Raw genomic sequence first — 25,490 nt, 5'->3', positions numbered from 1 at the left:
CCGGACGGCTAATTTACTTTAGAACTTGTGGCGGATACCGACTGCAACAGCTGTCTGGTTGCTCTTGCCTGTTTCGCCCTGCACAGCGGGGGCCGAGATGTCGCCGACCGGAGCACCATTTTTGCCCTTGGCGTAAGACGCCAGGGTATACAGGTCAGTGCGCTTGGACAGGTAGTAATCCACGCCCAGGTTGGCTTGGGTAACTTGCGGCTTGGAGTTGTTGCCGCCAGTGTTGCCAGTCTGCGAGTACTGGGTATGCTGCACCGAAGCCAGCAGGTGCAGCGGAGCGGTCAGAGCGTAGTCGGTGCCCAGTTCAAAAATGTTCTGCTTGTATTGCTCAGGAACATTGATGCGTGACCAGTTGCCATACAAGCGAGCCGGACCAGCCTGATAGCTGGCGCCCAGGCTGAAAGTCTTGTTCATGGTGTTGCCTTCGGCAACAGGATTCAGCTGGAACAGCGGTGCAGTATCAGCGGAATTTTTGCCTGCCTTCGACTGATAGTAGCCCAGGTAAGCACCAAGAGGACCATTGTCATAAGCAACGCCGCCGCCGAAAGCTTGGCCATTGGAGTTGGCGCCAGCTTCTTCACCGAAGCCGTAAATGGCGCTGGCAGTAACGCCGCTGAAGTTCGGCGAGTTATAGCGGATCGAATTCTGGGTGCGCGAACCTTCCAGGCGGTCGCCAACGTGTGGGCTGCCGACAAAATTGCCGAAGTCCTTGACTGAGGTGTACTGGTGACCGTAGTCGTCCAGGACGTCGGATTGACGACCCAGCAATACGCTACCGAAGTTGCCGCCCAGGCCGACCACCGATTTGCGGTTGAACAGCGACTTGTCTTGTTCGAATCCGCCGGTATCGGTGTTGAAGCCTGCTTCCAGCTGGAACAGGGCTTTCAGGCCGCCGCCCAGATCTTCCACGCCCTTGAAGCCGATGCGGGAAGTGTCAATGTTGCCGGAGCCGACGCCGAACTTGCTGCCGCCCAGGCGGTTGCCGGTGTCGGCGTTGCTTGCTGGAACGTTGTTGTTTGAAAAAGTAACGCCGGCATCAACGGTACCGTAGATGGTGACGGAGCTTTGAGCTTGTGCTGCACCTGCGATTGCGCCGAGCGCGGCCAGTGCGATTAGTGATTTCTTCATTTGACGTCCTTTGCATAGAAAACTGTCTTAAGTATCCGTACATCTTGTCGGAGGGCTCAACCTTAAGGGCTCAAGCCGCACGGTTTTGAAAAATGGTTCGTTATTCTTTTATTAATTTGCGAAAATAGTGAAAAATAGACAATTACGTTGTATTTTTGTTACATAAATTGTGCTAAAGAATGATGTGTCGACGGGCAAAAAGCGGCAGGTTCAGTACATCCAAGATGTTGCGCAAAAGATGCATATCTCGTAAAAAATCAGCAAATATAAAATTTTCCCGATTTATAAAGGATAATTTACGTTTTGGTAATGGATGCTTATGGCTAAACGTGAAGACTTGGCGATTATCCGCGCCGCCCGTGCAGGGCAGGGGCCGGCACAACTGGCCTTGGGTAAACGCTATCTGTTTGGCGGCAACGGTTTGCCGCAAAGTTTGTCGACGGCGCTGCATTGGCTGGATCGGGCAGCGCAGCAACAGGAGTCCGAAGCCTGGATGCTGATCGGCAGCCATATCCCGCTGGATGTGGCGCGCGCTGCCGCCAATCCGCTCGACCTGTGCGTCTGGTACGAACGGGCTTTTGACGCCGGCTTGATGCAAGCCGGGCTGGTGCTGGCGCAACTGGTGCTGACCGGCGACAGCCAGGCGGCCATTCAGCAGGCATCGCCCGGATTGCGCGAGAAGGTCATCAAGGTGCTGGAAACCGCGGCAAATGCAGGTGTTGCCGAAGCCCAGTGGCTGCTGGCGCAGCATGCCGATATTGCACCGCCGGTACTGCCCGAGAGGAAAACGCCGGCCGAGCGGGTTATCGCTAGCCAGCCGCGCAAGCCGGCTGAGCCGCGGGTGGAACAGGACGTTACCCTCAAGTGGACTGCCCGCGCCGCCGACGCCGGCGTCACGCAGGCGCAGCAATCGCTGGCGCAGCTGGCCTGGGAAAAAGCCGATTGGCCGGTGTTTCTGGAAAGAGCGCTGCCGCTGGCCAAGGCGCTGGCAGAGCAATATACCGACATCCTGGCGCAATTGAATGTGCCTTCGGAAACCTTGGCGCGCCAGCTTGGCGAAGAAAACCTGTCCATGCTGCTGCGTTGCGCGCAGGTGCTGCAGAGCAGCGCCAGCTTCGATGCCGCTGAAGTGCAGCAGTTTCTGGAACTGGCGGCCTTTGGCGACGACAAGGCCGCTCAATTGGCGCTGGGTCTTTGGTATGCGCGCATGAACAGCGATGGCGAGCGCTTGCTGGTGGGAACCGGTTCGGCAAATTATAAGAAAGCGATCCGTTGGCTGACGCTGGCTGGGGAGGCCGGCCTGGCGGATGCCTGGTACGCCCTGTCGCGGATCTATCTGAAGTCCGAATTTTCGCAGCGTAATCTGGTCGACATGCAGCGCCACCTGGAGCATGCCGCTGAAATGGGGCATTGCGCGGCGCAACTGGAATGTGGTTTAAGCGCCTGGCGCAATCGCCGCGAAAAGCTTGCCAACGATGTTCGCGCGGTCTATTGGCTGCAAAAGGCGGCGGCGCAAGGCAGCAGCGAAGCCGCCAATTTGCTGGCAAAGATTGCCGACGGCGCCGCACCGGCAGCCTGGGCCGAATCTGCCAAACAGCAGCTGACACGCGAGCTGGTCAAGGCCCATCCGTTTCTTGCGGCGCGCATTGAGCTGGCAACCATATTCGGCTTGAGCCGGCCGGAAGCCCTGTTGCTGGATTTGAACCAGGCCGATTGCGGGCATTGCCTGGTGGTCGACATCCGGGTGCATTATGCGCGCAGCAAGCGGCGCCTGATCCAGATCCAGACAGGCGACGAGCGCCAGGCGTTGAGCCGGATCGCGCGCTTGTTTGAAGATGTGGATTGCGGGCCTAACGGCCCCGAGGGCAATTATCGCCAGCGCCTGTACCGTTTCAAGGCCGCGGTGGCTTCCGCCAGCGGCGCTGACGATCCGGCTTAGCCGGCGTTCATCTCGATTTCGCCCTCGAATACCGATACCGCCGGGCCAGTCATCATGACCGGCTGCTGGCCGCCCGCCCAGGCAATCGACAGTTCGCCGCCGTGGGTCTCGACTTTCACCGGCGTATCCAGCAAGCCGCGGCGGATGCCAGCCACAACCGCAGCGCAAGCCCCGGTGCCGCACGCCAGCGTTTCCCCTGCGCCGCGTTCGAACACGCGCAGCTTGATGTGATGGCGGTCGACCACTTGCATGAAGCCGGCGTTAACCCGCTTCGGGAAGCGCGGGTGATGTTCTATCAGCGGGCCATCGGTCAAGACCGGCGCGGCTTCGCTGTCCTCGACTACTTGCACCGCATGCGGATTGCCCATCGACACCACCGAGATCCAGGTTTGCTTGCCCTGGATTTCCAGCGGCCAAAGTGTATCGCCTCCCTGCGGCCGGCTGTCCAGCTTGCTGGCGTCGAACGGCACCGCGGCCGGCGCCAGGATGGGCGCGCCCATGTCGACCGTGATGCGGCCGTCGTCTTCCAGCCTTGGCTCGATGATGCCCGACATGGTTTCCACGCGAATGCTGCGTTTGCTGGTCAAGCCTTTGTCGGTGACGAACTTGACGAATGCGCGGGCGCCGTTGCCGCACTGTTCGACTTCGCCGCCGTCGGCGTTATAGATGCGATAGCGAAAATCGACGCCCTCCGCCGGCGACTTTTCCACCACCAGCATCTGATCGGCGCCCACGCCAAAGCGGCGGTCGCCCAGATGCTGCCATTGCGCCGGGGTGAAGTCGATATGCTGGCTGATGGCGTCGATCACGACGAAGTCGTTGCCGGCGCCATGCATTTTGGTGAATTTGAGTTTCATAAAGCTATTATCAGGTAAACAGTGTGCAGATGCTGGATTGTTTCAAGTCTGCTCTGGCGTGGTTGTGTTGTAAACATCAGCCTGTCCCGGCGGCCGGCTCTTGAAGCGCTTGTGGGCCCAGAAATATTCGGCCGGCGCTTCCAGGATGCGTGCTTCGATAAAGGCGTTCATGCGGCGGGTCGCTTCTGTCATGTCGCCGCCGGGGTAGTTTTCCCAGGCCGGGTAGAAGGTGACTTTCCAGCCTTTGTAGCCGGGCAGGAAAGTCGCAATCATCGGCACCACATTGGCTTTGGTGGCGGCGGCGATCCTGGCGGTGGCGGTCAGCGTTGCAGTCGGCACGCCAAAAAAAGGTACGAACTCCGCATCCTTCATGCCGAAATCCATATCCGGCAGCATGATGAAGGGATAGCCTTCGCGCATGGCGCGGATGATGGGTTTGACACCTTGCTCTCGGGAAAATAATCTGACCGGCCGGAAGCGCGAACGTCCTTTCAGCAGCGCGGCATCAATGACCGCATCTTGCTGGCGGGTATAGATGGTGCAAATCGACAGCGACGAATTCAGCACCAGTGCAATGCCGGGAATTTCCAGGCAGACGAAATGCGGGCACAGCAGGATGGTCGGGCCGGATTGCAGGGTGCTGAGCGGGAGGTCGGATTCGATCTTGATCAGGCGCCGCAAGCGTTTTTCGGACGCCCACCACAGCACGCTGCGCTCCAGCACGCTGCGCGAATAAGCCTGGAAATGGCGGCGCGCCAGCGCAACCCGTTCCTGTTCCGGCATGTCGGGAAAGCACAGGCGCAGGTTGGTCAGGGTAATGTGGCGCCGCGGCTTCATGATGATGAACAGCAATGAGCCCAGCGCTTCACCGATCGGACCCAGGATCCACAGCGGTAAAAAATGCACTACCCACAACAGCCATAGCAACGCCCTCATGCCTGCGGCTCCTGCGCCGCCGGCGCAACCCCGGGCGGCGTCTTATAGCGGTTGTAGCTCCAGATATATTGCGCCGGACAGCGCGCGATCAGCCGCTCCATCGCCTGGTTGATGGCCAGCGTTCTTTGCTCCGGCGTATGGCCCGGAGTTTCGTCGAAAGGCACAAAGCGGATCACGTAGCCGCGCCCGAACGGCAACCGTTCGGCGTAAGACAGGATAATCGGGGCGCCGCTCATCTGCTGCAGCTTGGCCGGCAAGGTCATGGTGTAGGCCGGACGGCCAAAGAAATCGGCCCATATGCCTTCGCCGTTCTGCGGCACCTGGTCCGGCAGCAAGCCGATCGCCTGGCCTTTCTTGAGCGCCTTGAACAAGGTGCGCACGCCCGCCAGGCTGGCCGGCGCCAGCAGCAGGTTGTGGCGTCCGCGCGCACCTTCGATCAGCGGCTTGAGCGCGGCCTTGCGCGGCGGCCGGTAGAGCGCCGTCAGTGAAGTCTTGGTGGCGATGGCCTGGGCGATGATTTCAAAGCAGCCCAGATGCGGCGTCAGGAAAATCACACCGGTCCTGGCGTCCAGCGCCGCCTGCGCCAGTTCCCAGTTTTCGATGGCGGCGGTGCGCAGCACCCGTTGCGGCGAGGCGCACCAGATGAACGGCAGCTCGAACATGCTCTTGCCGGATTCGCTGACCGCTTGCGCCAGGTCTGCCTGATAGCCGGCCTGCGTCAGATTCTCTTTCAGTTTATGGCGATACGAGGAAGAGGCCAGATAGACCAGCCAGCCGCCGGCCGTGCCTATTGCATGTAAGAATGGAAGCGGTAGTTTCGATAGCAGGCGAAAGAGTGATACGAGCATTAGCGGGGCCTAAAAGAGCCAAAAAAGACCCAAAAGGGGCCGGATTTTGCCGATTTTTTTCAAGAGGCGTAAAATAGCACAATAGTTTCGAATTCAAACAGCGTTGCTAGCTTGTCTGGATTGCAGAGAGATTGCTTATCAGAATCATCTTAATATATAGTAATTAGCATTATCCGCCGAGTTAATAGACAACTTGCGAGGCGGAATACAAATTTCGCTAAAGCGTCGCAGGCTCAACAGGTTTGACTGCGACATGGTCACCACTTGTTTTTTTGTTGGAGCTTGCAATGGCACATGAATACCTCTTTACTTCGGAATCCGTTTCCGAAGGTCACCCCGATAAAGTCGCGGACCAGATTTCCGACGCGATTCTCGACGCAATTTTCACCCAGGACCCGCACGCCCGGGTCGCTGCCGAAACCCTGTGCAACACCGGTCTGGTCGTGCTGGCAGGTGAAGTCACCACCTTCGCCAATGTCGATTACATCGCTGTTGCGCGCGAAACCATCAAGCGCATCGGCTACGACAATGCCGACTACGGCATCGACTACAAAAGCTGCTCGGTACTGGTCGGCTACGACAAGCAATCGCCGGATATCGCCCAGGGCGTGGATGAAGGCAAGGGTCTCGATCTCGACCAGGGCGCCGGCGACCAAGGTCTGATGTTCGGTTACGCCTGCGATGAAACGCCGGAACTGATGCCTGCCGCGATCTACTACGCGCACCGTATCGTCGAACGGCAGTCGCAATTGCGCAAGGACGGCCGCCTGCCATGGCTGCGGCCGGACGCCAAATCGCAGGTCACGTTGAAATATGTCGACGGCGTGCCGGTTGCGATCGACACCGTGGTGCTGTCGACCCAGCATGCGCCGGAAATGCAGCACAAGGCGATTGAAGAAGCGGCGATTGAAGAAATCATCAAGCCGGTAGTGCCGAAGGAATGGCTGCAAAATACCCGTTACCTGGTCAACCCGACCGGCCGTTTCGTCATCGGCGGCCCGCAAGGCGATTGCGGCCTGACCGGGCGCAAGATCATTGTCGACACCTACGGTGGCGCTGCGCCTCACGGCGGCGGCGCATTTTCCGGTAAGGACCCGTCCAAGGTGGACCGTTCGGCAGCCTATGCCGGCCGCTACGTGGCGAAGAATATCGTTGCCGCCGGCCTGGCCTCCCGCTGCCAGATCCAGATCTCGTACGCGATCGGCATCGCCAAGCCGACTTCGGTGATGGTCACCACTTTCGGCACCGGCAAGATCAGCGACGAAAAGCTGGCGCAGCTGGTGCTGGAGCACTTCGACCTGCGTCCCAAGGGCATCGTGCAGATGCTTGACCTGCTGCGTCCGATCTATCAAAAGACGGCCGCCTACGGCCATTTCGGCCGTGAAGAGCCGGAATTCACCTGGGAACGCACCGACAAGGCTGCCGCACTGAAGGCTGCTGCGCTGTAACGACTGCTCAGGTATGGGGTCTGGCGAGGATATGCTTCCTCGCCAGGCCAAATAGCGGCAACGCCAGAATCGTGCTTTGCACGATGGTAACGACTTGTTACACTGATCGCCTCAGTGACTATCCCACAAGAAAGATACAAGAGCTTTACTTCGCTTCCGCTGTATTTTGCGTGAGTATTGCGCTTGATCTAACCAAGTCCCCCACATGGCCTCTGCCCCCAAACACGTACCCGAATCTGTGTCTCGACAACTGCGTCCGGTAGTTACCGAGCTGCCGCGCTTTCGCCTGGCCGCCTGGCTGGTGGCGCTGGCCGCGCTGTTCCTGGTGATGTCCTTGCATATGCTGACGGCGTTGCTGGCCGGTTTGCTGGTGTATGAGCTGGTGCGCACGCTGACGCCGTTTGTCCAGCGTCGCCTGACCAGCCAGCGGGCCCACCTGATTTCGGTGGTGTTCCTGTCGGTGATCATTATCGGACTGTTGTCATTGGTGATTTTCGGCTTGATTGCCTTTTTCCACGGCGGCCCCGACCGCCTGCAGGTGCTGCAATCGAAGCTGATGCTGGTGGTCGACCAGGCGCGCACGCAGCTGCCGGAATGGCTGCAGCAATATCTGCCGGACGACGTCGAAGATATCCGCCAACTGGTCAGCGACTGGCTGCAATCCCATAGCGGCCAAGTGCAACTGGCAGGCAAGGAAGCGGTGCAGGTGTTCGTGCATGTGCTGATCGGCATGGTGCTGGGCGCCATGATTGCCTTGAATGCGGCGCATCCGATGCCTTTGCTGCAACCGCTGGCGAGCGAATTGCTGGGGCGCGCGCATTTGCTGGCGGATGCCTTCCGCCGCGTAGTGTTCGCCCAGATCAAGATTTCCCTGCTGAATACCACCTTGACGGCGATCTTCCTGCTGGTCGTGCTCAAGCTCGCCGGCATCCACCTGCCTTTGACCAAGACCATGATCATCGTCACCTTCCTGGCGGGCTTGCTGCCGGTGATCGGCAACCTGATTTCCAACACCTTGATTGTGCTGGTCGCCTTGTCGGTATCGGTCTATGTGGCCTTGGCGGCGCTGGTGTTCCTGGTGGTGATACACAAGCTGGAATACTTCCTGAACGCGAAGATCGTCGGCACCCAGATCAATGCCCGCAGCTGGGAGCTGCTGCTGATGATGGTGCTGGCAGAAGCTGCATTCGGCCTGCCGGGACTGGTGGCGGCGCCGATTTACTATGCTTATATCAAGAGCGAGTTGCATGAAATGGGCTGGGTCTGAGGCCCGCCTGCTTATTCGGATATCGGGATAACCGGAATATGTGCTTCAGCTGGCCGAAAACCCGCCGTTTGCATTAAAATGGCAGATCGTATCCAAGGAGCGTTGCGACAGACACGGTCTGCCAGGCTTGGAACGGTCAATACGCAACTGCGCTCACGTTACTTTTTTTCTAACGAAAGGAGGGCGTGATGAACGCCGCTGTAATGAACTCTACCGCACACTCAAACTCTTCAACCCAAGATTACGTCGTTGCCGATATCAGCCTGTCCGGCTGGGGCGACAAGGAAATCAAGATCGCCGAAACCGAAATGCCGGGCCTGATGGCGATCCGCGACGAATTCGCCGCTGCGCAGCCGCTCAAGGGTGCGCGCATCACTGGTTCGATCCACATGACGATCCAGACCGCGGTGCTGATCCAGACCCTGGAAGCGCTTGGCGCCAAGGTACGCTGGGCATCCTGCAATATCTACTCGACCCAGGACCACGCCGCCGCCGCGATCGCCGCTGCCGGCACGCCGGTGTTCGCCTTCAAGGGCGAATCGCTGGACGACTACTGGGAATTCACGCACCGCATTTTCGAATGGCCGGGCGAAGAGCAAGCCAACATGATCCTGGACGATGGCGGCGACGCCACCTTGCTGCTGCACCTCGGTACCCGCGCTGAAAAAGACGCGTCGGTCTTGAACAACCCGGGTTCGGAAGAGGAAATCTGCCTGTTCAACGCCATCAAGAAAAAACTGGCGACTTCGCCCAGCTGGTATTCGACCCGCCTGGCCCAGATCAAGGGCGTGACCGAAGAAACCACCACCGGCGTGCATCGCCTGTACCAGATGCACAAGGAAGGCAAGCTGGCTTTCCCCGCCATCAACGTCAACGACTCGGTCACCAAGTCGAAGTTCGACAACCTGTACGGCTGCCGCGAATCGCTGGTTGACGGCATCAAGCGCGCCACCGACGTCATGATCGCCGGCAAGGTCGCCGTGATCGCCGGCTATGGCGATGTCGGCAAGGGTTCTGCACAAGCCATGCGCGCGCTGTCGGCGCAAGTCTGGGTGACGGAAGTCGATCCGATCTGCGCCCTGCAGGCGGCGATGGAAGGCTACCGCGTGGTGACCATGGAATACGCGGCCGAGCATGGCGACATCTTCGTCACTTGCACCGGCAACTACCATGTGATCACTCATGCGCACATGCAAAAGATGAAGAACCAGGCGATCGTCTGCAACATCGGCCACTTCGACAATGAAATCGAAGTCGCCGCCCTGAAGCAATACACCTGGGAAAACATCAAGCCGCAAGTCGACCACATCATTTTCCCCGATGGCAAACGCATCATCCTGCTGGCTGAAGGCCGTCTGGTGAACCTGGGCTGCGGCACCGGCCATCCGTCGTATGTGATGAGCTCGTCGTTCGCCAACCAGACCATCGCCCAGATCGAATTGTTCGTGAACACCAAGGCTTATCCGGTCGGCGTCTACACGCTGCCGAAGCACCTGGATGAAAAAGTCGCGCGCCTGCAATTGAAAAAGCTGAACGCGCAACTGTCTGTCCTGACGGAAGAGCAAGCTGCTTATATCGGCGTCAAGCAAACCGGCCCTTACAAGCCGGAACACTACCGCTATTAATAGCCCGGCCGCCGGCTGCCTTATGGCGGCCGGCGGATCTTCCACCATCAAGAGGAAACCTCAATGCGCTTACTGATTACCTGGCTGATTAATACCCTGGCCTTGCTGGCGGTGCCGTATCTGATGCACTCGGTGCAGTTCACCAGTTTCGGTGCGGCGCTGATCGCTGCGCTGGTGCTGGGTTTCGTCAATACCTTGATCCGCCCTGTCTTGTTGTTGCTGACTTTGCCGGCGACCTTGCTGACCCTGGGCTTGTTCATCTTTATCATCAACGGCCTGATGTTCTGGCTGGTTTCGCATCTGGTAAGCGGTTTCTATGTCGCCAGTTTCTGGGCGGCGGTAGGCGGCGCTATCTTGTACAGCATCGTTTCGTGGGCGTTGTCCACGCTGCTGTTGAAGAAGAATTGATTGGCACAGAAAATGGCAAAAAAGAATTTTAGTATCGAATTTTTCCCGCCGAAGACGCCCGAGGGAACGGAAAAACTGCGGGTCACGCGCGCCAAGCTGGCGGAACTGCATCCGCGCTATTTCTCGGTGACTTTCGGCGCCGGCGGCTCGACCCAGAAAGGCACGCTGGACACGGTGCTGGATATCCGCAGCGAAGGCCACGAAGCGGCGCCGCATCTGTCCTGCCTGGGCAGTTCGCGTGAATCGCTGCGCGCCATCCTGGCGCAATACAAGGATCACGGCATCAAGCGCCTGGTGGCCTTGCGCGGCGATCTGCCGAGCGGCTACGGCGCCATGGATTTTTCTTCCGGCGAATTCCGCTATGCGAATGAGCTGGTGGAATTCATCCGCGCCGAAACCGGCGACTGGTTCCATATCGAAGTCGCGGCCTATCCGGAAATGCACCCGCAGGCGAAGTCGCCGCAGGACGACGTGCAGCGCTATGTCAGCAAGGTCAAGGCCGGCGCCAACGGCGCCATCACCCAGTATTTCTACAATGCCGACGCGTATTTCCGTTTCGTCGACGAAGCGCAAAAACTGGGGGCGACGGTGCCTGTGGTGGCTGGCATCATGCCGATCACCAACTACTCGCAACTGATGCGTTTTTCCGACATGTGCGGCACCGAGATCCCGCGCTGGATCCGCCTCAAGCTGGCCAGCTATGGCGACGACACCGATTCGATCCGTGCTTTCGGGTTGGACGTGGTGACCCAGCTATGTGAGCGCTTGCTCGCCGGCGGCGCCCCGGGATTGCACTTCTATACCTTGAATCATTCGCCAGCGACGATCGCCATCTGGCAGCGCCTGAAGTTATAGGCTGCTACAATCCGCCAGCTTCGGTGATGATGGCGTCCAGCGCAATATCATGCGCGGCGCCCTCGAATTCCGCCAGTCCGCAGGAGTAGGCAATCCCGATTGCCTGCGGACGCGGCGCCAGCGCCAGGGTCCTGTCGTAAAAGCCGCCGCCGTAGCCCAGCCTGAGCTTGCCGCGGTTGAAGCCGACGCAGGGAATCAGCAAGGCCGACGGCGTCGCGCCCACATCGCTGGCCGGCACTGCGACCCCGAAACTGTCTTTCACCATGCTGTCACCGGGCGTCCAGGCGACAAAACGCAGGGGGCTATCGTTATCCACCACGATCGGCAACGCCAGCGGCACACCGTTTGCCGCCAGTTCGGCGTAAGCCGGCCGCAAATCCGGTTCGCCGCGGATCGGCCAGTAGACCCCCAGCACGCCGTCCGGCTGTGCCTGCCGCCATGACGCGACCCAGGCGATTACGCGGCGCCCCAGTTCCAGGTCCCAGTCGCGGCGGCTGTCGGCGGCTATCGCCCGCCGCGCGGCCAGGAGGGCAGGGCGCAACAATGCTTTGTCGGGGTTTGGTGTTGCATCACTGGCATCACATGCTATGCTAGGCGTCATCGTTCGTACCCGTAAAAAATAGGTTTAACATGTTCAAAAAGAAATGGCTTGCTGTCATCGCCGTCGCCGTGGCTTCCTCCGCCGTACTGACAAGTGCAGCTTATGCGCAAAAGCGCTCCGCCAGCAGCGCATCCAGCGGCAGCTACGCCAGCCAGGATGACGCTTTCCTGGCCTTGCGCGACGCCGCGCGCGCGAATAACGCCGACAAGGCAGAACTGCTGTCTTCTACCCTGAGTGATTATGACATTCCTTCATATGTCGATTACTACCGCCTGAAACCGCTGATCAAAGACCTGGTCGCGCCGCAGGCCGATATCCGCGACTACCTCAGCCGTTACGACGGCAGCGCAATCGCTGATCGCCTGCGCAACGACTGGCTGCTGGAGCTGGGCAAGGCCGGCGACTGGGCCACTTTTGATGAACAATATCCGAAATTCGTGCTGGACGACGACACCCAGCTGAAATGCTATGCGCTGACCTCGGCCGCCCAGAAAGGCACGAATGTGGCGGCGGAGGCACGCGCCTTGCTGACCACGCCGAAGGACTTCGGTCCAGGCTGCACCGACCTGGTCGGCACGCTGGCGCAAAACGGCCAGTTCAGCGCCGACGATGTCTGGTTCCAGGTCCGCCAGGCGGTGGAGTCCGGCTTTGCAGGGGTGGCGCGCCGCATGACGCCGTTCGTCGACGCCGACGATGCTCAGGTGGCGCAAGCCATCGACAAATCCGCGCTGGTGCTGGCGCGCGGCCCGGGCGCCGGGCGCAGCGGCCATGAATTATTCATCCTGGCGCTGGGACGCGTGGCGAAGAACGATACCGGCCGTGCGGCCGGCGCACTGAACGCATCCCTGGATCAATTGACATCGACCGAGCGCTCGCTGGCATGGGCGCAGATCGCCTTGCAGTCGGCGCTCAAGCTGGAGCCGCAAGCGATCGACTATTGGCGACAGGTAAAGGGTAGCGCGCCATTGTCCGGCGACGCTTATCAATGGCGCGTGCGCTCGGCCCTGCGCGGCGGCGACTGGAAGCTGGTCAGGAGCGGCATCGAGGCGATGCCGGCGGCCCTGCGCAGCGACCCGACCTGGATCTACTGGCTGGCCCGCGCCGACCAGGCCGAAGGCAAGGTTGATCAGGCCCAGCAGCAATTCCAGGCTATCGCCGACCAGACCAATTTCTATGGCCAGCTGGCGCTGGAAGAGCTGGGGCAGAAAATCATTGCGGTTTCCTCCAGCCAGACATTTACTCCAATTGAAATGGCGGCGATGACAAATAACCAGGGCTTCCGTCGCGCCTTGCGGTTTTTTGACATGAATTTGCGGTTTGAAGGTGTGCGCGAATGGAATTGGGAACTGCGCCAGATGACTGATCGCCAATTGCTGACAGCGGCTGAATTCGCGCGCCAGAACAATGTCCTCGACCGCATGGTGAACACTTCGGACCGGACCAAGGTCGAAGTCGATTTCAATCAGCGCTTCCCGTCGCCGCATCGCGATGTCATGAGCACCAATACCCAAAGCCTGGGGCTCGACATGGCCTGGGTATACGGGCTGATCCGGCAAGAATCGCGCTTCATGCGCAGCGCCCGCTCGAACGTCGGCGCCAGCGGCCTGATGCAGGTGATGCCGGCGACGGCAAAATGGGTTGCCAAGAAAATCGGCCTGAGCGGCTTTACCGTCGACCAGATTGCCGACGTGAATACCAACATCCTGCTGGGCACCAACTATCTGAGCATGGTGTTGTCCGATCTGGACGGTTCGCAGGCGCTCGCGTCGGCCGCCTACAATGCCGGTCCTGGACGGCCGCGGGCCTGGCGCTCGACGCTGCCCGGCACGGTGGAAGGTGCGGTATTTGCCGAGTCGATTCCGTTTAATGAAACCCGCGGCTACGTCAAGAATGTGCTGTCGAACGCGACTTACTATGCAGCTTTGTTTGACGGCAAGCCGCAGTCCCTGAAAGCACGCCTGGGCACGGTCGCACCCAAGGGTTTTGTCGAGTCGGCGCTGCCTTGATATAGCCTTGAGTAGAATTACTGCGTGGAATCTCGACATTCGTAGTCCCGGAGCTGTATATGCAAACCACAGAACTCGATCCAAGCCTGTCAGCCGCTTTGCAAAAAGCCGGAAAGGACGGCCTGATCCTGGTGATCGGCAATAAAAACTATTCTTCATGGTCGATGCGGCCATGGGTGGCGATGACTGCGTTCGGCATTCCGTTCAAGGAACACAAGATCTTGTTGCGCCAGCCGCACACCGCCAACGAAATAGGACGTTATTCCGCCAGTGGCCGGGTGCCGATCCTGCTGGTGGGCGAGACGCCGGTCTGGGATTCGCTGGCCATCTGCGAATACCTGGCGGATCAGTTCCCCGATCTCGGCATGTGGCCGCAAGACACGCTGGCACGCGCCACCGCGCGTTCGATCTGCGCCGAGATGCATTCCGGATTTGCCGCCCTGCGTGCAGACATGCCGATGGATATTCGTGTCCACAAGCCGGGACACGGGCGTACCGCTGGCTCGCAGGCCGATATCGCCAGGGTGGTGGAAATCTGGGAAACCTGCTTATCCGAATTCGGTCATCATCAGTTTTTGTTCGGCGCATTTTCGATTGCCGACGCCTATTTTGCACCGGTCGTCATGCGCTTCCACAGCTACGGCGTATCGCTGGCGCCGGCATTGCAAGCCTACGCCGAACGGGTGCAGGCACACCCGGCGGTGACGCGCTGGATGCGCGAGGCATTGGCGGAAACCGAAGTCTTGCCAGATTAATTGCAAGTCCAATCTCATCAGGTTCAATCAACGACATGAAAGTTTTTGCGGTAGGCGGCGCGGTACGCGACGAGTTGCTCGGTTTGCCGGTCAAGGACCGCGATTACGTGGTGGTCGGAGCGACGCCGGACGATATGCTGGCGCAAGGATTCCGCCCGGTCGGCAAGGATTTTCCAGTGTTCCTGCATCCGCAAACGCATGAGGAATATGCGCTGGCGCGCACCGAGCGCAAGACTGCGCCCGGCTACAAAGGTTTTGTGTTCCATACCGCCGCCGACGTCACGCTGGAGCAAGACCTGGTGCGTCGCGACCTGACCATCAACGCCATTGCGCGCGCCGAGGACGGCGCCCTGGCCGATCCTTTCAACGGCCGCCAGGATCTGCAAGATCGTATATTCCGTCACGTCTCCGACGCCTTTGCCGAAGATCCGGTGCGCATCCTGCGCGTGGCGCGCTTTGCTGCGCGCTTCACCGACTTTACGGTTGCGCCGCAAACCAACGCCCTGATGCAACGCATGGTAGCCGCAGGTGAAGTCGATGCGCTGGTGCCGGAACGGGTCTGGCAAGAGCTGGCGCGCGGCCTGATGGAAAGCCAGCCGTCGCGCATGTTCGAGGTCTTGCGCGCGTGCGGCGCGCTGGCGCGCATCCTGCCGGAACTGGATGCGTTGTGGGGTATACCGCAGCCGGAAAAATATCACCCTGAAATCGATACCGGCGTACATGTGATGATGGTGGTGGATACCGCCGCCCGCGCAAACTATCCGCTGCCGGTGCGCTTCGCCACCATCATGCACGACCTCGGCAAAGGCGTGACGCCGGCCGCAGGCTGGCCCAGCCATCACGGTCATGAAGGCCTTGGCGTGGAACTGGTGGAACGGGTTTGCCAGCGTCTTAAAGTGCCGAGCGAGGCGCGCGACCTGGCCTTGATGACGACCCGCGAACACGGCAACGTCGGCCGCGCTTTCGAGCTGCGCGCCGCCACCATCGTCAACCTGCTGGGACGCTGCGACGCATTTCGCAAGCCCGAGCGTTTTATTGATATGCTACGTGCCACCGAATGCGATTACCGCGGCAGGACCGGCTACGAGGAGCGGCCGTTTCCGCAGCTTGCTTATCTGCAGGCGGCATTGCAGGCAGCGCAGTCGGTCAATGCCGGCGTTATTGCAGGCATGTTCCAGCAGCAGCCGCAACGGATACCTGACGCTATCCATGCCGCCCGGGTTGAAGTGGTCGAGCAGCTGCTGCAGGCGCAACGACCGTAAACCAGATCAGCTTGTCCGACCAGAGAGGCCAGGATGACAGCCACAGATGCGAAGACGGGCGGCGCCGGCAGCCCGGCGCCGGTAACAGCCGGTGGCTCCGGTTCCGGCCATGCCAAGGCTGCGCGGCCTATCATCTTCGTCAAGGAATTGTCGCGCCGGGCGCGCAAGCGGCTGTTGCGCCATTTCCTGGCGTTGAGCAGCGGTGACCGCTTGCTGCGCTTCGGTTCGGTGCTGTCGGATGATCTGGTTAGCCGTTACGTGGAAAATATCGATTTCTCGCGCGACACCGTGTTCGGCGTCTACGATCGTAAGCTGCGCTTGCTTGGGGTCGGCCACCTGGCTTTTGCGCCGCGCGAGGCGCTGCCTTCGGTGAGCGCTTCGACCACCAAGGAAAGGGTCGCCGAATTCGGCGTCTCGGTGGCCGCTTCGGCACGCGGCATGGGTGTCGGCAGCCGCCTGTTTGAACGGGCGGCGATACGCTGCCGCAATGTCGATATCGACACCTTGTATATGCACTGCCTGTCCTCAAACAAGGTGATGATGCATATCGCAAAAAAGGCCGGGATGGCGATCCACCGCGATTACGGCGAGGCTGACGCTTATCTGAAGCTGCCGCCGGCCAATCCTGCCAGCGTGTTGCAGGAGGCGGTGCAGGAGCAGGCGGCGATGCTGGACTACACCTTCAAGGCGAATCTGCGCGCCGCGCTCAAATGGCTGAGCAACCTGCCCGGCATCAAGCGCGACTAAATGGCCCGGCTTCGGCCAGGTTGCGCGTTTTGCGATAATATTTCCATCTCATCATTTGCCTCCGGAAGTTCCTATGTACCGCTATCTGGTCACCACAATGCGCACTCCCGCCTTCCAGCCGAGTGTAGTGGAGCAGCACTATGCTTTTCTCGATCAGCTGCGGGTGCAAGGCAAGCTTGAGCTGGCCGGGCCGTTTACCGACAAGTCGGGCGGCGCCTATCTGATCAAGGCCGCCAGCCTGGAAGAAGCACAGAGCCTGGCGTTCACCGATCCGGTGCATGTCAGCGGATCGTCGCTGGTGACGGTCTACGAATGGAACGCGGTCTAGGATCCGTTAAAGCAAGGGTAGTGCCGTCGTATCTTTCACCCGTTGCAGCGCAAAACTCGATTTGACGTCCAGCACCGCCGGATGGCGCAGCAGGGTCTCCATCATGAAGCGGGAGAAATGCGCCATGTCTTCCACGTGCACTCTCAGCAAGAAATCCATCTCGCCAGTCATGGCGTAGCAGGCAACCACTTCCGGCCAGCGCTCTACCGCGGTAGAAAACGAAACCCGCGGCGACATGGTCTGATGCTGGGCCGCCGCCGCTTTGGTGCCGCTCAAGTACAGCGGATCGCTATGCTTTTCCAGGCGCACGTTGATATAGGCCAGCAGGCCCAGGCCGATCTTGTCCGGCTCCAGCAGCGCCACGTATTGCCGGATTACGCCGGCCTGTTCCAGTTGCTTGATGCGGCGCAGGCAGGGCGACGGCGACAGGTTGACCCTTTCCGCCACCTCCTGATTGCTGAGGCGGCCATCCTCCTGCAAGATCGCCAGGATTTTCCGATCGGTTGCATCCAATGCAATCGTTGGCATAATTCACCTTTAAATTGATGTTTTAAGACATATTAATGCTCAAATTCTGGTTTGTGGAACAAATTTTGCAATTAACTGCCCTCGTCTCAGCCCTATACTGTAGGCATAAAAGTAGCTAAACGCGTTGAATCCGGGACCTACAGAATGAATGCAAACGTAATGGACATGAGCTTGAACACCGATGATTTTTTTGCCACCGTCGCTGAAAAGTCGGACGGCGCCTCCCTGCGCGGCGACTACAGCAAGATCGACGCGCGCTATGTGGTCAAGCAGGACTGGGATGCCTACACGCCGGAGCAGCACGCTCTGTGGCGCCGCCTGTATCAGCGCCAAGCCAAGCTGATCCCCGGCCGTGCTTGCGACGTCTTCATCGAAAGCCTGGAACTGCTCAATATCGGCGACGGCATTCCGCGCTTTGAAGAAAGCTCGGCCTTGCTGTTCAAGGCTACCGGCTGGACGCTGGTGGCGGTGCCGGGCCTGGTGCCGGACCACGTTTTTTTCGAGCATCTGGCCAGCCGCCGCTTCCCGGTCACAGTCTGGCTGCGCGATCCGGAAGAATTCGACTACATCGTCGAACCCGATGTGTTCCATGATTTTTTCGGCCACGTGCCGCTGCTGTTCAATCCGATTTTTGCCGACCATCTGCAGGATTACGGCAAGGGCGCGCTGAAGGCGATGAAACTGGACGGCCTGTCGATGCTGGCGCGCCTGTACTGGTACACGGTTGAGTTCGGCCTGATCCAGAGTCCGGAAGGCCTACGCGTGTACGGCGCCGGGATTCTGTCGTCCGGCGGTGAAATCGAGCATTGCCTGAGCAGTCCCGCGCCTTTGCGCCTGCCGTTCGATGTCGAGCGCGTGATGCGCACCCTGTACAAGATCGACTCTTATCAGGAAACCTATTTTGTCATCAATGATTTCAAGCAACTGTTCGACGACACCGCGCCGGATTTCACGCCCATCTATGCGCGCCTGAAAGCCTTGCAGCCGTTGCCGGCGAATGCCTTGCTGGATGGCGAGGCAAATCTGCAGTTGAAATAAAAAAGCGGATCCTGCCGGGGAGGGCAGAATCCGCAAACTAGTGATAATGGGAACACTAGAGGGAGGAATGCCCGACATGGCTGGTCCAGGGGAGGTATTCAGCCACATCTGACAAGTTGCCATTACACGCCCAGTCGTGCTCCCGATCTACTCGATTTACCAGTTGTTACAGTTGTTACCCTGAGGCTGCTTAGCATTTGATTTGGAAATGCGACCGCGCGGCAGGCGCTACAGACCCAGTACCGGCGCGGGTGATTGCTGCGCCGTGCATTGAGTCGGCCACCCGCTTGTGATAATCTGGTGGCTGCAGGAAATAGTAAAAAACAGGACGATTTGCCCACAAGGCGAAGACGTTTTACCGCGTAGGATAACCTCCACGCAGTGCAATCAAAAACATAATTTTTGGCACGGAGACTGAATGAACGCACCACTCAAATCGGCGCAAGCCTTGCTGCCCACGCAAGCGTCTGCAGCTGATAGCATTTCCCTTGATGATAAATTTACACTAGAACGCGGCCGTGCTTTCATGACGGGCACGCAGGCCATCATTCGTTTGCCGATGCTGCAACGGCAGCGCGATGTGCAAGCTGGATTGAACACCGCCGGTTTCGTGACCGGTTATCGCGGTTCCCCGCTCGGCAGCGTCGATCTGACCGCCGCCAAGGCCAAGAAATATCTGGAATCGCATCACGTCAAATTCCACCCCGGCATGAATGAAGACCTTGCCGCCACCAGTGTCTGGGGTACGCAGCAGGTCAATCTGTTTCCCGGCGCGCAGTACGATGGCGTGTTCGGCATGTGGTACGGCAAAGGCCCCGGCGTCGACCGTTGCGGCGACGTCTTCAAGCACGCCAACATGGCAGGCACTTCCAAGAATGGCGGCGTGCTGGTGCTGGCCGGCGACGATCACGCAGCAAAATCGTCGACCACCGCGCACCAGAGCGAACATATCCTGAAAGCCTGCGGCATTCCGGTGCTGTATCCCTCCTCGGTGCAGGAATATCTCGACTACGGCTTGCATGGCTGGGCCATGAGCCGCTATACCGGTTTGTGGGTATCGATGAAATGCGTCACCGACCTGGTCGAGTCCGGCGCTTCGATCGATCTCGATCCGGACCGCGTCAAGATTGTCTTGCCGACTGCCGCCGATTTTGAACTGCCGGCCGACGGCTTGAATATCCGCCTGCCAGACACCGTGCTGGGACAGGAAGCGCGGATGAACAATTACAAATGGTACGCAGCGCTGGCCTATGCCCGCGTCAACAAGCTGAACCAGATCGTCTGGGACAGCCCGCGCGCCAAGATCGGCATCATCACCGCCGGCAAATCCTATCTGGACACGCGCCAGGCGCTGGCCGACCTCGGCATCGACGAAACCGTAGCGCGCGACATCGGCATCCGCCTGTACAAGATCGGCATGACCTGGCCGCTGGAAGCGGAAGGCGTACGCGAGTTTGCGCAAGGCCTGGAAGAAATTCTGGTGGTGGAAGAAAAGCGCCAGATCCTCGAATACCAGGTCAAGGAAGAGCTCTACAACTGGCGCGACGATGTGCGGCCACGCGTGGTCGGCAAGTTCGACGATACCGGCGAATGGAGCAACCGCAGCGGCGAAGGCCATGGCGACTGGCTGCTGCCGGCCACCTATGAACTGAACCCGGCGCAGATCGCCCGCGCCATCGCCACCCGCGTGTCGAAATACTTTGCCGGCCATCCGGTAGCACAGCGCGTGCAGCAACGGGTCGCCTATCTGGAAGCCAAGGAAGCGCTGCTGAACATCAGCAGCAAGCCGGATCCGAACAAGGACCGCGTGCCGCATTTCTGCTCCGGCTGTCCGCACAATACCTCGACCAAGCTGCCGGACGGCAGCCGCGGCCTGGCCGGTATCGGCTGCCATTACATGGTGCTGTGGATGGACCGCGAATCGTCCACCTTCACCCACATGGGCGGCGAAGGCGTGACCTGGGTCGGACAAGCGCCGTTCACCACGGAAAAGCACGTGTTCGCCAATCTCGGCGACGGCACTTATTTTCACTCCGGCCTGCTGGCGATCCGTGCATCGGTCGCGGCCAAGGTCAACATCACCTACAAGATCCTGTTCAACGATGCGGTCGCCATGACCGGCGGCCAGGCTTTCGATGGCCCGCTCGATCCGGCCATGATTTCGCGCCAGATCGCGGCGGAAGGCGTGACGCCGATTATCGTGGTGACCGACGAACCGGAAAAATACGGATCGAGCGTCGACTGGGCGCCGGGTGTGACGATCCGTCATCGCAGCGAACTGGATGCCGTGCAACGTGAGCTGCGCGAGATCGAAGGCTGCTCGGCCATGATTTACGACCAGACCTGCGCTTCGGAAAAACGCCGGCGCCGGAAACGCAATGAATATCCGGATCCAGCCAAGCGCGCAGTGATCAACGAAGCCGTGTGTGAAGGCTGCGGCGATTGCAGCGTGCAGTCGAACTGCCTGTCGGTGGAGCCGCTGGAAACCGAGTTCGGCCGCAAGCGCCAGATCAACCAATCTTCGTGCAACAAGGATTTCTCTTGCGTTACCGGATTCTGCCCGAGCTTTGTGACGGTCGAAGGCGGCAACCTGAAGAAGCCGGCCAAGATATCGGCCACACCGGCTACAGCGGACGCTCCGGTAGCGGCCCTGCCGTCGCCGGTCCTGCCAAGCACTGTCAAGCCTTTCGGCATCCTGGTGACCGGTATCGGCGGCACCGGCGTGGTCACCATCGGCCAGATCCTGGCGATGGCAGCGCACGTCGAAGGCAAGGGCTGTTCGGTGCTGGACATGAGCGGCCTGGCGCAAAAGGGCGGTCCGGTGATGTCGCACGTGCGTCTGGCGGATCATCCGGACGATATCTATTCGACGCGCGTCGGCACCGGCGACGCCGACCTGGTGATCGGCTGCGACGCCATTGTCAGCGCCAACCGCGATGCACTGTCGCGCATGGGCGAAGGCCGCACATACGCGGCGATCAATTCGACCCGTACGCCGACTGCGGCATTCGTCAAGAATCCGGACTGGCAATCTCCCGATGCAGCAGCCGAGCACGATATCCGTGCGGCCTGCGGCAGCGATCGCGTCGAGTTCATCAACGCCGGTCATATCGCGACGGCCTTGATGGGCGACGCCATCGCCACCAATATGTTCATGCTGGGCTATGCCTGGCAAAAGGGCTGGGTGCCATTGACCGAAGCATCGCTGATGCGCGCGATCGAACTGAACGCCTTGCAGGTCGCGTTCAACAAGCAGGCATTTGTCTGGGGCCGCACGGCTGCGATCGATCTGGCGGGACTGGAAAAGCGCACTCGTCTCAGTGATACGCAGGCACAGGTGATCGAATTCAAACGCACGCCTAAGCTGGATGATTTGATCAAGCGCCGCGTCGCCGTCCTCACTTCCTACCAGGACGCCGCCTATGCAGAACAGTACCGCGCTTTTGTCGAGCAGGTGCAGGCTGCAGAACACCTGCATGGCGGGCATCGTTTGAGCACTGCGGTCGCCACGTATCTGTTCAAGCTGATGGCTTACAAGGATGAGTATGAAGTAGCGCGTCTGTATACCGACGGTGCGTTCAAGGCGAAAATTGCCGCCATGTTCGAAGGCGACTACAAGCTCAAGTTCCATCTGGCGCCGCCGCTGCTGGCCAAGCACGATGCCCACGGCCATCTGATCAAGCAGGAATTCGGACCATGGATGATGCGTGCTTTCGGCGTCCTGGCGAAACTGAAATTCCTGCGCGGCAGCGCGCTGGACGTTTTCGGCTACACCGCTGAGCGCAAGGAAGAGCGGGCCTTGATCGTGCATTACAAGGAAATCATTACTTCCTTGCTGCCGAAACTGACTGCCGACAACCTGACCAGCGCCGTCGCGATTGCCAGCCTGCCGGAAGAAATCCGCGGTTATGGCCACGTCAAGGACCGGCATCTGGCGGCAGCCCGCGCCAAGGAAGCACAGTTGCTGAATCAGTTTGCTGCACCTGAAGCAAAAGGGGAGTTGTCTCGTTCGATCGCGGCTTGATTGATCGCGGTTGATCGTTAAAAAAACGGCGGGTAGATGAAAATCTACCCGCCGTTTTGCATTTCAGTGTACGGAATATCTCGGCGATTGCCAGACTGACCTTTCAGGCCGCCGCGCCTTGCTTGAATTGCTGGTAGCCGCGCGCCCGCAACGCACATGCCGGACAAGTGCCGCAGCCATAGCCCCAGTCATGCAAAGCGCCGCGCTCGCCCAGATAGCAGGTATGGGTATCGGCCCGGATCAGGTCGACCAGGGCATCGCCGCCAAGATCTTGCGCCAGTTTCCAGGTTTCCGACTTGTCGATCCACATCAATGGCGTTTCCAGCTTGAGCTGGGTCGCCATGCCGAGGTTGAGCGCCACCTGCAAGGCTTTCATGGTGTCGTCGCGGCAATCCGGATAGCCGGAGAAGTCGGTTTCGCACATGCCGCCCACCAGCACGTTCAAGCCGCGTCGGTAGGCGACGGTGGCGGCCACTGTCATGAACAGCAGGTTGCGGCCGGGAACGAAAGTATTCGGCAAGCCGTTTTCCTGCATCACGATTTCGACGTTTTCTGTCATGGCGGTCGATGAGATCTTTGAAATCAGCGACAGGTCGATCATGTGGTCTTCGCCCAATTTATGAGCCCAGTGCGGAAACTGGGCGCGGATTTTCTGCAGCAGGATCGGGCGCACGGTCAGCTCGACAGCATGCCGCTGGCCGTAGTCGAAGCCGATGGTCTCGACCCGCTCATAGCGCGCCAGGGCCCATGCCAGGCAAGTGGTGGAATCCTGGCCGCCGCTGAACAGGACGATGGCGCCGTTTGGTGTGCTGCTTGGTGCGCTGTTTGCTGTACTCATATTATTTTGCTCCCTTGTTGCTGACCTGTTGCAGAGTCTGTTCGACAAAATCCTTGTTCGGTTCGGTGAAGCGCAAACGCACCGGATACCATTCCAGGGAAGGCGCCAGCCAGATATCGAGCTGCTGGTCCTTGGCGTCTGGCGGTGGCGCCTTGAAGATATGAATGGTCTCAAGATCGCCCATGGGGGTCTTGATTTTTTCGGTATTGACGACCTTGAAAGTCCATGCTTCGGCATCGTGCATGCCGGCCACGAAGAAGGTCCAGTTTGACCCCGGCTTGAACTGTTGCGGCGCCGCCCGCGCCACGGAAATCAGCTGCCAGATGATGCTGGTGCGATCCTGCTCGCCGCCCTTCAGCGGGTAGCTGTCGCTGGATTCGGAAAAACCGATGGTGCCGCTGTCGCGATGGAAGGTGGTGGTGGTGGCTTGCTTGCGGTAGCGTTTGTTGATGAACTGCGTCGGCGCCAGGCCGAAATCGTCGATCGCGCCTTCGCTGGACGATTCCAGGATTTTCCCGAACAGCATGGCGCGGGTTTCCGAATTGACGCTAAAGCGCTTGTCCGCTACCTGCCACCTGACTGTGCCTTCACCGCCGAGCGCGATGCCGCTTTGCTTGGCTTGAATCGCGTAGTCCAGCTCGGCCGACGGCGGCAGGTCGATTTTGTACTTGGTGGCCGGATGATCCGTGCCGGCTGCGCTGGCGCTCAGCAGATGACAGCAGAGCGCGGCAGCGGCGGCAAGACGGAACAAGGACAATGTTGATGATTTCATGATTTCCCAAAAAAATTGCTGGTTCACCAGCTTGGTCTAATTCAGCGCGTTTGGATCCAGCTGCTTTAGCTTGGACAAGGACATGTCGAGGTAGTCGCCGTCGGTTTCGGTAAAGCGCAATTTGACCGGATACCATTCCTGTTGCGGCGACAGCCAGATGTCCAGCCGCTGTTCGTGAGAGCCGGGCTCCGGAATGCGGATCACATGCCAGACTGCGCGCTGGTCGCCGTCGACATCGATTTTTTCCTGGCCGACGATCTGCATGCGCCAGGTTTCGGCGTCCAGCGGACCGGCGACAAACAGGTCGATCACTGCGCCCGGTGCAAATTGCGAGCTGTCGCCGCGGCCGATGCTCGCCAGTTGCCAGACTACGCTGGCGCGGTCCTGCTCGCCGCCGCTGCGCGGATATTTGTTGTCCGAAGAGGAAAAGACAATCTGGTTGAGTTCGCGGTGAAAAATCGTTTTCGTCGCAGGCTTGCGGAAACGCTTTTGCGTGTAAGTTATGGGCGCCACGCCAAAGCCATTGAATTCGCCTTCGCTCTTGAAATCCAGAACGGTGATGAACAAGGCGCCTGCCTCGCCATTGACGGTGTAGCTGCCGCCATCGGTTTGCCAGGTGATTTTACCGCTGCCATGATAGTTCTGGCCCTTTTGCAACGCTTCCACAGCGTATTTCAGTTCCGCTGAAGGCGGCGGACTGGTTTGATAGTGCTTGCCGGCGGCAGGAGTGACTTTCGCCGGCTCTGCCGGTCCGGGATGCTCCACCGGCGGTTTGGCTTCGGCGGCGCCGGCAGCTGCGTCAGCCATGGCTGGTCCGGCCGGCTGGGCATCGACAATAGGCATCACGGTTTCCCTGATCGGCATATCCGGCACTTCTACCGCCGGCTCGGGAGCCGGCCGGGGTTTGGCCGCGGCAACCGGACGCGGTCGTGGGCTGGTTTTCGGCTGCGGTTTTGGTTCTTGCGGCAACAGCACCGGCTTTTCCACCGGCGGCAGGGCCGCGATATTGGTCATGATGATGTGGTCGCGCCGCTCCACCGACAACGGTGCGTTGAACTGGCGGCCGCCCCATACGATCAGCAGGATGTGCAGCAAAGCAGTGAGCAGCAATACCCCCAGCCAGCGACGACGGCTGCCAAAGGTAAAACGCGGTGTTGAGGTGTATTCGGAGGAAGACGACATCCGCATAGTGTAAACGATCCGTCCAGATTAACTCCTTCCAGCGCAAGAGTATGCAATAAACAACGTAAAATATTGGACCTATATCAAAC

Annotated in this window: 22 protein-coding genes and 1 riboswitch; of the genes, 13 read left to right on the top strand and 9 right to left on the bottom strand. The window is 59.6% G+C overall.

Features of this window, described 5'->3' with window-relative positions:
* Positions 1-18 precede the first annotated feature (18 nt).
* Positions 19-1,137, bottom strand: a complete 1,119-nt coding sequence (locus tag BCF11_RS08275) for a porin (protein WP_098494317.1) — start codon at positions 1,135-1,137, stop codon at positions 19-21.
* 319 nt (positions 1,138-1,456) lie between these two features.
* Here BCF11_RS08275 and BCF11_RS08270 point away from each other — a divergent pair, with 319 nt between their 5' ends.
* Positions 1,457-3,076 (top strand): SEL1-like repeat protein, encoded by a 1,620-nt coding sequence (locus BCF11_RS08270; protein WP_098494316.1) that lies wholly within the window; start codon positions 1,457-1,459, stop codon positions 3,074-3,076.
* On the opposite strand, the gene dapF is transcribed toward BCF11_RS08270, so the two are convergent.
* The 3 genes from dapF to BCF11_RS08255 are packed head-to-tail and all read right to left on the bottom strand — an operon-like array spanning position 3,073 to position 5,717.
* Complete coding sequence (gene dapF, locus BCF11_RS08265) at positions 3,073-3,933, bottom strand: diaminopimelate epimerase (protein ID WP_098494315.1); 861 nt, start codon at positions 3,931-3,933, stop codon at positions 3,073-3,075. The two genes, BCF11_RS08270 and dapF, sit on opposite strands and share 4 nt — an antisense overlap.
* A 42-nt stretch (positions 3,934-3,975) precedes the next feature.
* Entirely contained in the window at positions 3,976-4,869 is an 894-nt protein-coding gene (locus tag BCF11_RS08260; protein WP_098494314.1) for a lipid A biosynthesis acyltransferase, read from the bottom strand.
* Entirely contained in the window at positions 4,866-5,717 is an 852-nt protein-coding gene (locus tag BCF11_RS08255; protein WP_098494313.1) for a lysophospholipid acyltransferase family protein, read from the bottom strand. Before BCF11_RS08255 ends, BCF11_RS08260 begins: the two co-directional genes overlap by 4 nt.
* A 287-nt stretch (positions 5,718-6,004) precedes the next feature.
* On the opposite strand from BCF11_RS08255, the gene metK reads away from it, so the two are divergent.
* From metK to metF, 5 genes are all read left to right on the top strand, one after another.
* Complete coding sequence (gene metK / locus BCF11_RS08250; protein ID WP_098494312.1) at positions 6,005-7,165, top strand: methionine adenosyltransferase; 1,161 nt, start codon at positions 6,005-6,007, stop codon at positions 7,163-7,165.
* Positions 7,166-7,403: 238 nt separating this feature from the next.
* On the top strand, positions 7,404-8,432 hold the full coding sequence (locus tag BCF11_RS08245) for an AI-2E family transporter (RefSeq protein WP_233212414.1): 1,029 nt from the start codon (positions 7,404-7,406) through the stop codon (positions 8,430-8,432).
* An 88-nt stretch (positions 8,433-8,520) separates the two neighbouring features.
* Positions 8,521-8,594: riboswitch (S-adenosyl-L-homocysteine riboswitch) on the top strand.
* A 26-nt stretch (positions 8,595-8,620) separates the two neighbouring features.
* The gene (gene ahcY, locus BCF11_RS08240; protein ID WP_098494310.1) at positions 8,621-10,057 is read left to right on the top strand and encodes an adenosylhomocysteinase; all 1,437 of its coding nucleotides are present in this window, start codon (positions 8,621-8,623) and stop codon (positions 10,055-10,057) included.
* A 63-nt stretch (positions 10,058-10,120) separates the two neighbouring features.
* Complete coding sequence (locus tag BCF11_RS08235) at positions 10,121-10,465, top strand: phage holin family protein (RefSeq protein WP_098494309.1); 345 nt, start codon at positions 10,121-10,123, stop codon at positions 10,463-10,465.
* Between the two features lie 12 nt (positions 10,466-10,477).
* Positions 10,478-11,320, top strand: a complete 843-nt coding sequence (gene metF, locus BCF11_RS08230) for a methylenetetrahydrofolate reductase [NAD(P)H] (RefSeq protein ID WP_098494308.1) — start codon at positions 10,478-10,480, stop codon at positions 11,318-11,320.
* Between the two features lie 4 nt (positions 11,321-11,324).
* On the opposite strand, the gene BCF11_RS08225 is transcribed toward metF, so the two are convergent.
* Positions 11,325-11,861 carry a 5-formyltetrahydrofolate cyclo-ligase gene (locus BCF11_RS08225; protein ID WP_233212413.1) on the bottom strand — a complete coding sequence of 179 codons (537 nt, stop codon included), beginning with the start codon at positions 11,859-11,861 and terminating at the stop codon, positions 11,325-11,327.
* Between the two features lie 89 nt (positions 11,862-11,950).
* Here BCF11_RS08225 and BCF11_RS08220 point away from each other — a divergent pair, with 89 nt between their 5' ends.
* From BCF11_RS08220 to BCF11_RS08200, 5 genes are all read left to right on the top strand, one after another.
* A complete protein-coding gene (locus BCF11_RS08220; RefSeq protein ID WP_098494306.1) occupies positions 11,951-13,927 on the top strand; it encodes a lytic transglycosylase domain-containing protein in 1,977 nt (658 codons plus the stop codon).
* Between the two features lie 59 nt (positions 13,928-13,986).
* Positions 13,987-14,682, top strand: coding sequence for a glutathione S-transferase family protein (locus BCF11_RS08215; protein WP_098494305.1), 696 nt, complete (start codon positions 13,987-13,989; stop codon positions 14,680-14,682).
* Positions 14,683-14,717: 35 nt separating this feature from the next.
* On the top strand, positions 14,718-15,944 hold the full coding sequence (locus BCF11_RS08210; RefSeq protein WP_098494304.1) for a multifunctional CCA addition/repair protein: 1,227 nt from the start codon (positions 14,718-14,720) through the stop codon (positions 15,942-15,944).
* A 33-nt stretch (positions 15,945-15,977) separates the two neighbouring features.
* Positions 15,978-16,691 (top strand): GNAT family N-acetyltransferase, encoded by a 714-nt coding sequence (locus tag BCF11_RS08205; RefSeq protein WP_098494303.1) that lies wholly within the window; start codon positions 15,978-15,980, stop codon positions 16,689-16,691.
* A 73-nt stretch (positions 16,692-16,764) separates the two neighbouring features.
* Positions 16,765-17,019 (top strand): YciI family protein, encoded by a 255-nt coding sequence (locus BCF11_RS08200; RefSeq protein WP_098494302.1) that lies wholly within the window; start codon positions 16,765-16,767, stop codon positions 17,017-17,019.
* A 6-nt stretch (positions 17,020-17,025) separates the two neighbouring features.
* On the opposite strand, the gene BCF11_RS08195 is transcribed toward BCF11_RS08200, so the two are convergent.
* A complete protein-coding gene (locus BCF11_RS08195; RefSeq protein ID WP_098494301.1) occupies positions 17,026-17,547 on the bottom strand; it encodes an Lrp/AsnC family transcriptional regulator in 522 nt (173 codons plus the stop codon).
* Positions 17,548-17,706: 159 nt separating this feature from the next.
* Here BCF11_RS08195 and phhA point away from each other — a divergent pair, with 159 nt between their 5' ends.
* Together phhA and BCF11_RS08185 are read left to right on the top strand one after the other, a co-directional pair.
* Complete coding sequence (gene phhA, locus BCF11_RS08190) at positions 17,707-18,585, top strand: phenylalanine 4-monooxygenase (RefSeq protein WP_098494300.1); 879 nt, start codon at positions 17,707-17,709, stop codon at positions 18,583-18,585.
* A gap of 418 nt (positions 18,586-19,003) precedes the next feature.
* The gene (locus BCF11_RS08185; protein ID WP_098494299.1) at positions 19,004-22,609 is read left to right on the top strand and encodes an indolepyruvate ferredoxin oxidoreductase family protein; all 3,606 of its coding nucleotides are present in this window, start codon (positions 19,004-19,006) and stop codon (positions 22,607-22,609) included.
* Between the two features lie 103 nt (positions 22,610-22,712).
* On the opposite strand, the gene queC is transcribed toward BCF11_RS08185, so the two are convergent.
* From queC to BCF11_RS08170, 3 genes are read right to left on the bottom strand one after another with little or no spacing between them, the layout of a single operon-like run.
* Positions 22,713-23,447, bottom strand: coding sequence for a 7-cyano-7-deazaguanine synthase QueC (queC, locus tag BCF11_RS08180; RefSeq protein WP_098494298.1), 735 nt, complete (start codon positions 23,445-23,447; stop codon positions 22,713-22,715).
* A gap of 1 nt (position 23,448) precedes the next feature.
* Complete coding sequence (locus tag BCF11_RS08175; RefSeq protein WP_098497382.1) at positions 23,449-24,219, bottom strand: DUF3108 domain-containing protein; 771 nt, start codon at positions 24,217-24,219, stop codon at positions 23,449-23,451.
* Between the two features lie 36 nt (positions 24,220-24,255).
* Positions 24,256-25,401 carry a DUF3108 domain-containing protein gene (locus BCF11_RS08170; RefSeq protein ID WP_098494297.1) on the bottom strand — a complete coding sequence of 382 codons (1,146 nt, stop codon included), beginning with the start codon at positions 25,399-25,401 and terminating at the stop codon, positions 24,256-24,258.
* Positions 25,402-25,490 lie beyond the last annotated feature (89 nt).

Origin of the sequence: Collimonas sp. PA-H2 (genome assembly GCF_002564105.1) — a bacterium.
Lineage (GTDB): Bacteria > Pseudomonadota > Gammaproteobacteria > Burkholderiales > Burkholderiaceae_D > Collimonas.
The sequence above is the reverse complement of the archived record's forward strand: the minus strand, read 5'-3'. Positions and strand labels throughout refer to the sequence as shown.

Excerpts from the sequence above, each read along its gene's own strand:
- BCF11_RS08275 (WP_098494317.1), bottom strand. The coding sequence starts at position 1,137 with ATGAAGAAATCACTAATCGCACTGGCCGCGCTCGGCGCAATCGCAGGT.
- BCF11_RS08270 (WP_098494316.1), top strand. The coding sequence starts at position 1,457 with ATGGCTAAACGTGAAGACTTGGCGATTATCCGCGCCGCCCGTGCAGGG.
- dapF (WP_098494315.1), bottom strand. The coding sequence starts at position 3,933 with ATGAAACTCAAATTCACCAAAATGCATGGCGCCGGCAACGACTTCGTC.
- BCF11_RS08260 (WP_098494314.1), bottom strand. The coding sequence starts at position 4,869 with ATGAGGGCGTTGCTATGGCTGTTGTGGGTAGTGCATTTTTTACCGCTG.
- BCF11_RS08255 (WP_098494313.1), bottom strand. The coding sequence starts at position 5,717 with ATGCTCGTATCACTCTTTCGCCTGCTATCGAAACTACCGCTTCCATTC.
- metK (WP_098494312.1), top strand. The coding sequence starts at position 6,005 with ATGGCACATGAATACCTCTTTACTTCGGAATCCGTTTCCGAAGGTCAC.
- ahcY (WP_098494310.1), top strand. The coding sequence starts at position 8,621 with ATGAACGCCGCTGTAATGAACTCTACCGCACACTCAAACTCTTCAACC.
- BCF11_RS08235 (WP_098494309.1), top strand. The coding sequence starts at position 10,121 with ATGCGCTTACTGATTACCTGGCTGATTAATACCCTGGCCTTGCTGGCG.
- metF (WP_098494308.1), top strand. The coding sequence starts at position 10,478 with ATGGCAAAAAAGAATTTTAGTATCGAATTTTTCCCGCCGAAGACGCCC.
- BCF11_RS08220 (WP_098494306.1), top strand. The coding sequence starts at position 11,951 with ATGTTCAAAAAGAAATGGCTTGCTGTCATCGCCGTCGCCGTGGCTTCC.
- BCF11_RS08215 (WP_098494305.1), top strand. The coding sequence starts at position 13,987 with ATGCAAACCACAGAACTCGATCCAAGCCTGTCAGCCGCTTTGCAAAAA.
- BCF11_RS08210 (WP_098494304.1), top strand. The coding sequence starts at position 14,718 with ATGAAAGTTTTTGCGGTAGGCGGCGCGGTACGCGACGAGTTGCTCGGT.
- BCF11_RS08205 (WP_098494303.1), top strand. The coding sequence starts at position 15,978 with ATGACAGCCACAGATGCGAAGACGGGCGGCGCCGGCAGCCCGGCGCCG.
- BCF11_RS08200 (WP_098494302.1), top strand. The coding sequence starts at position 16,765 with ATGTACCGCTATCTGGTCACCACAATGCGCACTCCCGCCTTCCAGCCG.
- BCF11_RS08195 (WP_098494301.1), bottom strand. The coding sequence starts at position 17,547 with ATGCCAACGATTGCATTGGATGCAACCGATCGGAAAATCCTGGCGATC.
- phhA (WP_098494300.1), top strand. The coding sequence starts at position 17,707 with ATGGACATGAGCTTGAACACCGATGATTTTTTTGCCACCGTCGCTGAA.
- BCF11_RS08185 (WP_098494299.1), top strand. The coding sequence starts at position 19,004 with ATGAACGCACCACTCAAATCGGCGCAAGCCTTGCTGCCCACGCAAGCG.
- queC (WP_098494298.1), bottom strand. The coding sequence starts at position 23,447 with ATGAGTACAGCAAACAGCGCACCAAGCAGCACACCAAACGGCGCCATC.
- BCF11_RS08175 (WP_098497382.1), bottom strand. The coding sequence starts at position 24,219 with ATGAAATCATCAACATTGTCCTTGTTCCGTCTTGCCGCCGCTGCCGCG.
- BCF11_RS08170 (WP_098494297.1), bottom strand. The coding sequence starts at position 25,401 with ATGTCGTCTTCCTCCGAATACACCTCAACACCGCGTTTTACCTTTGGC.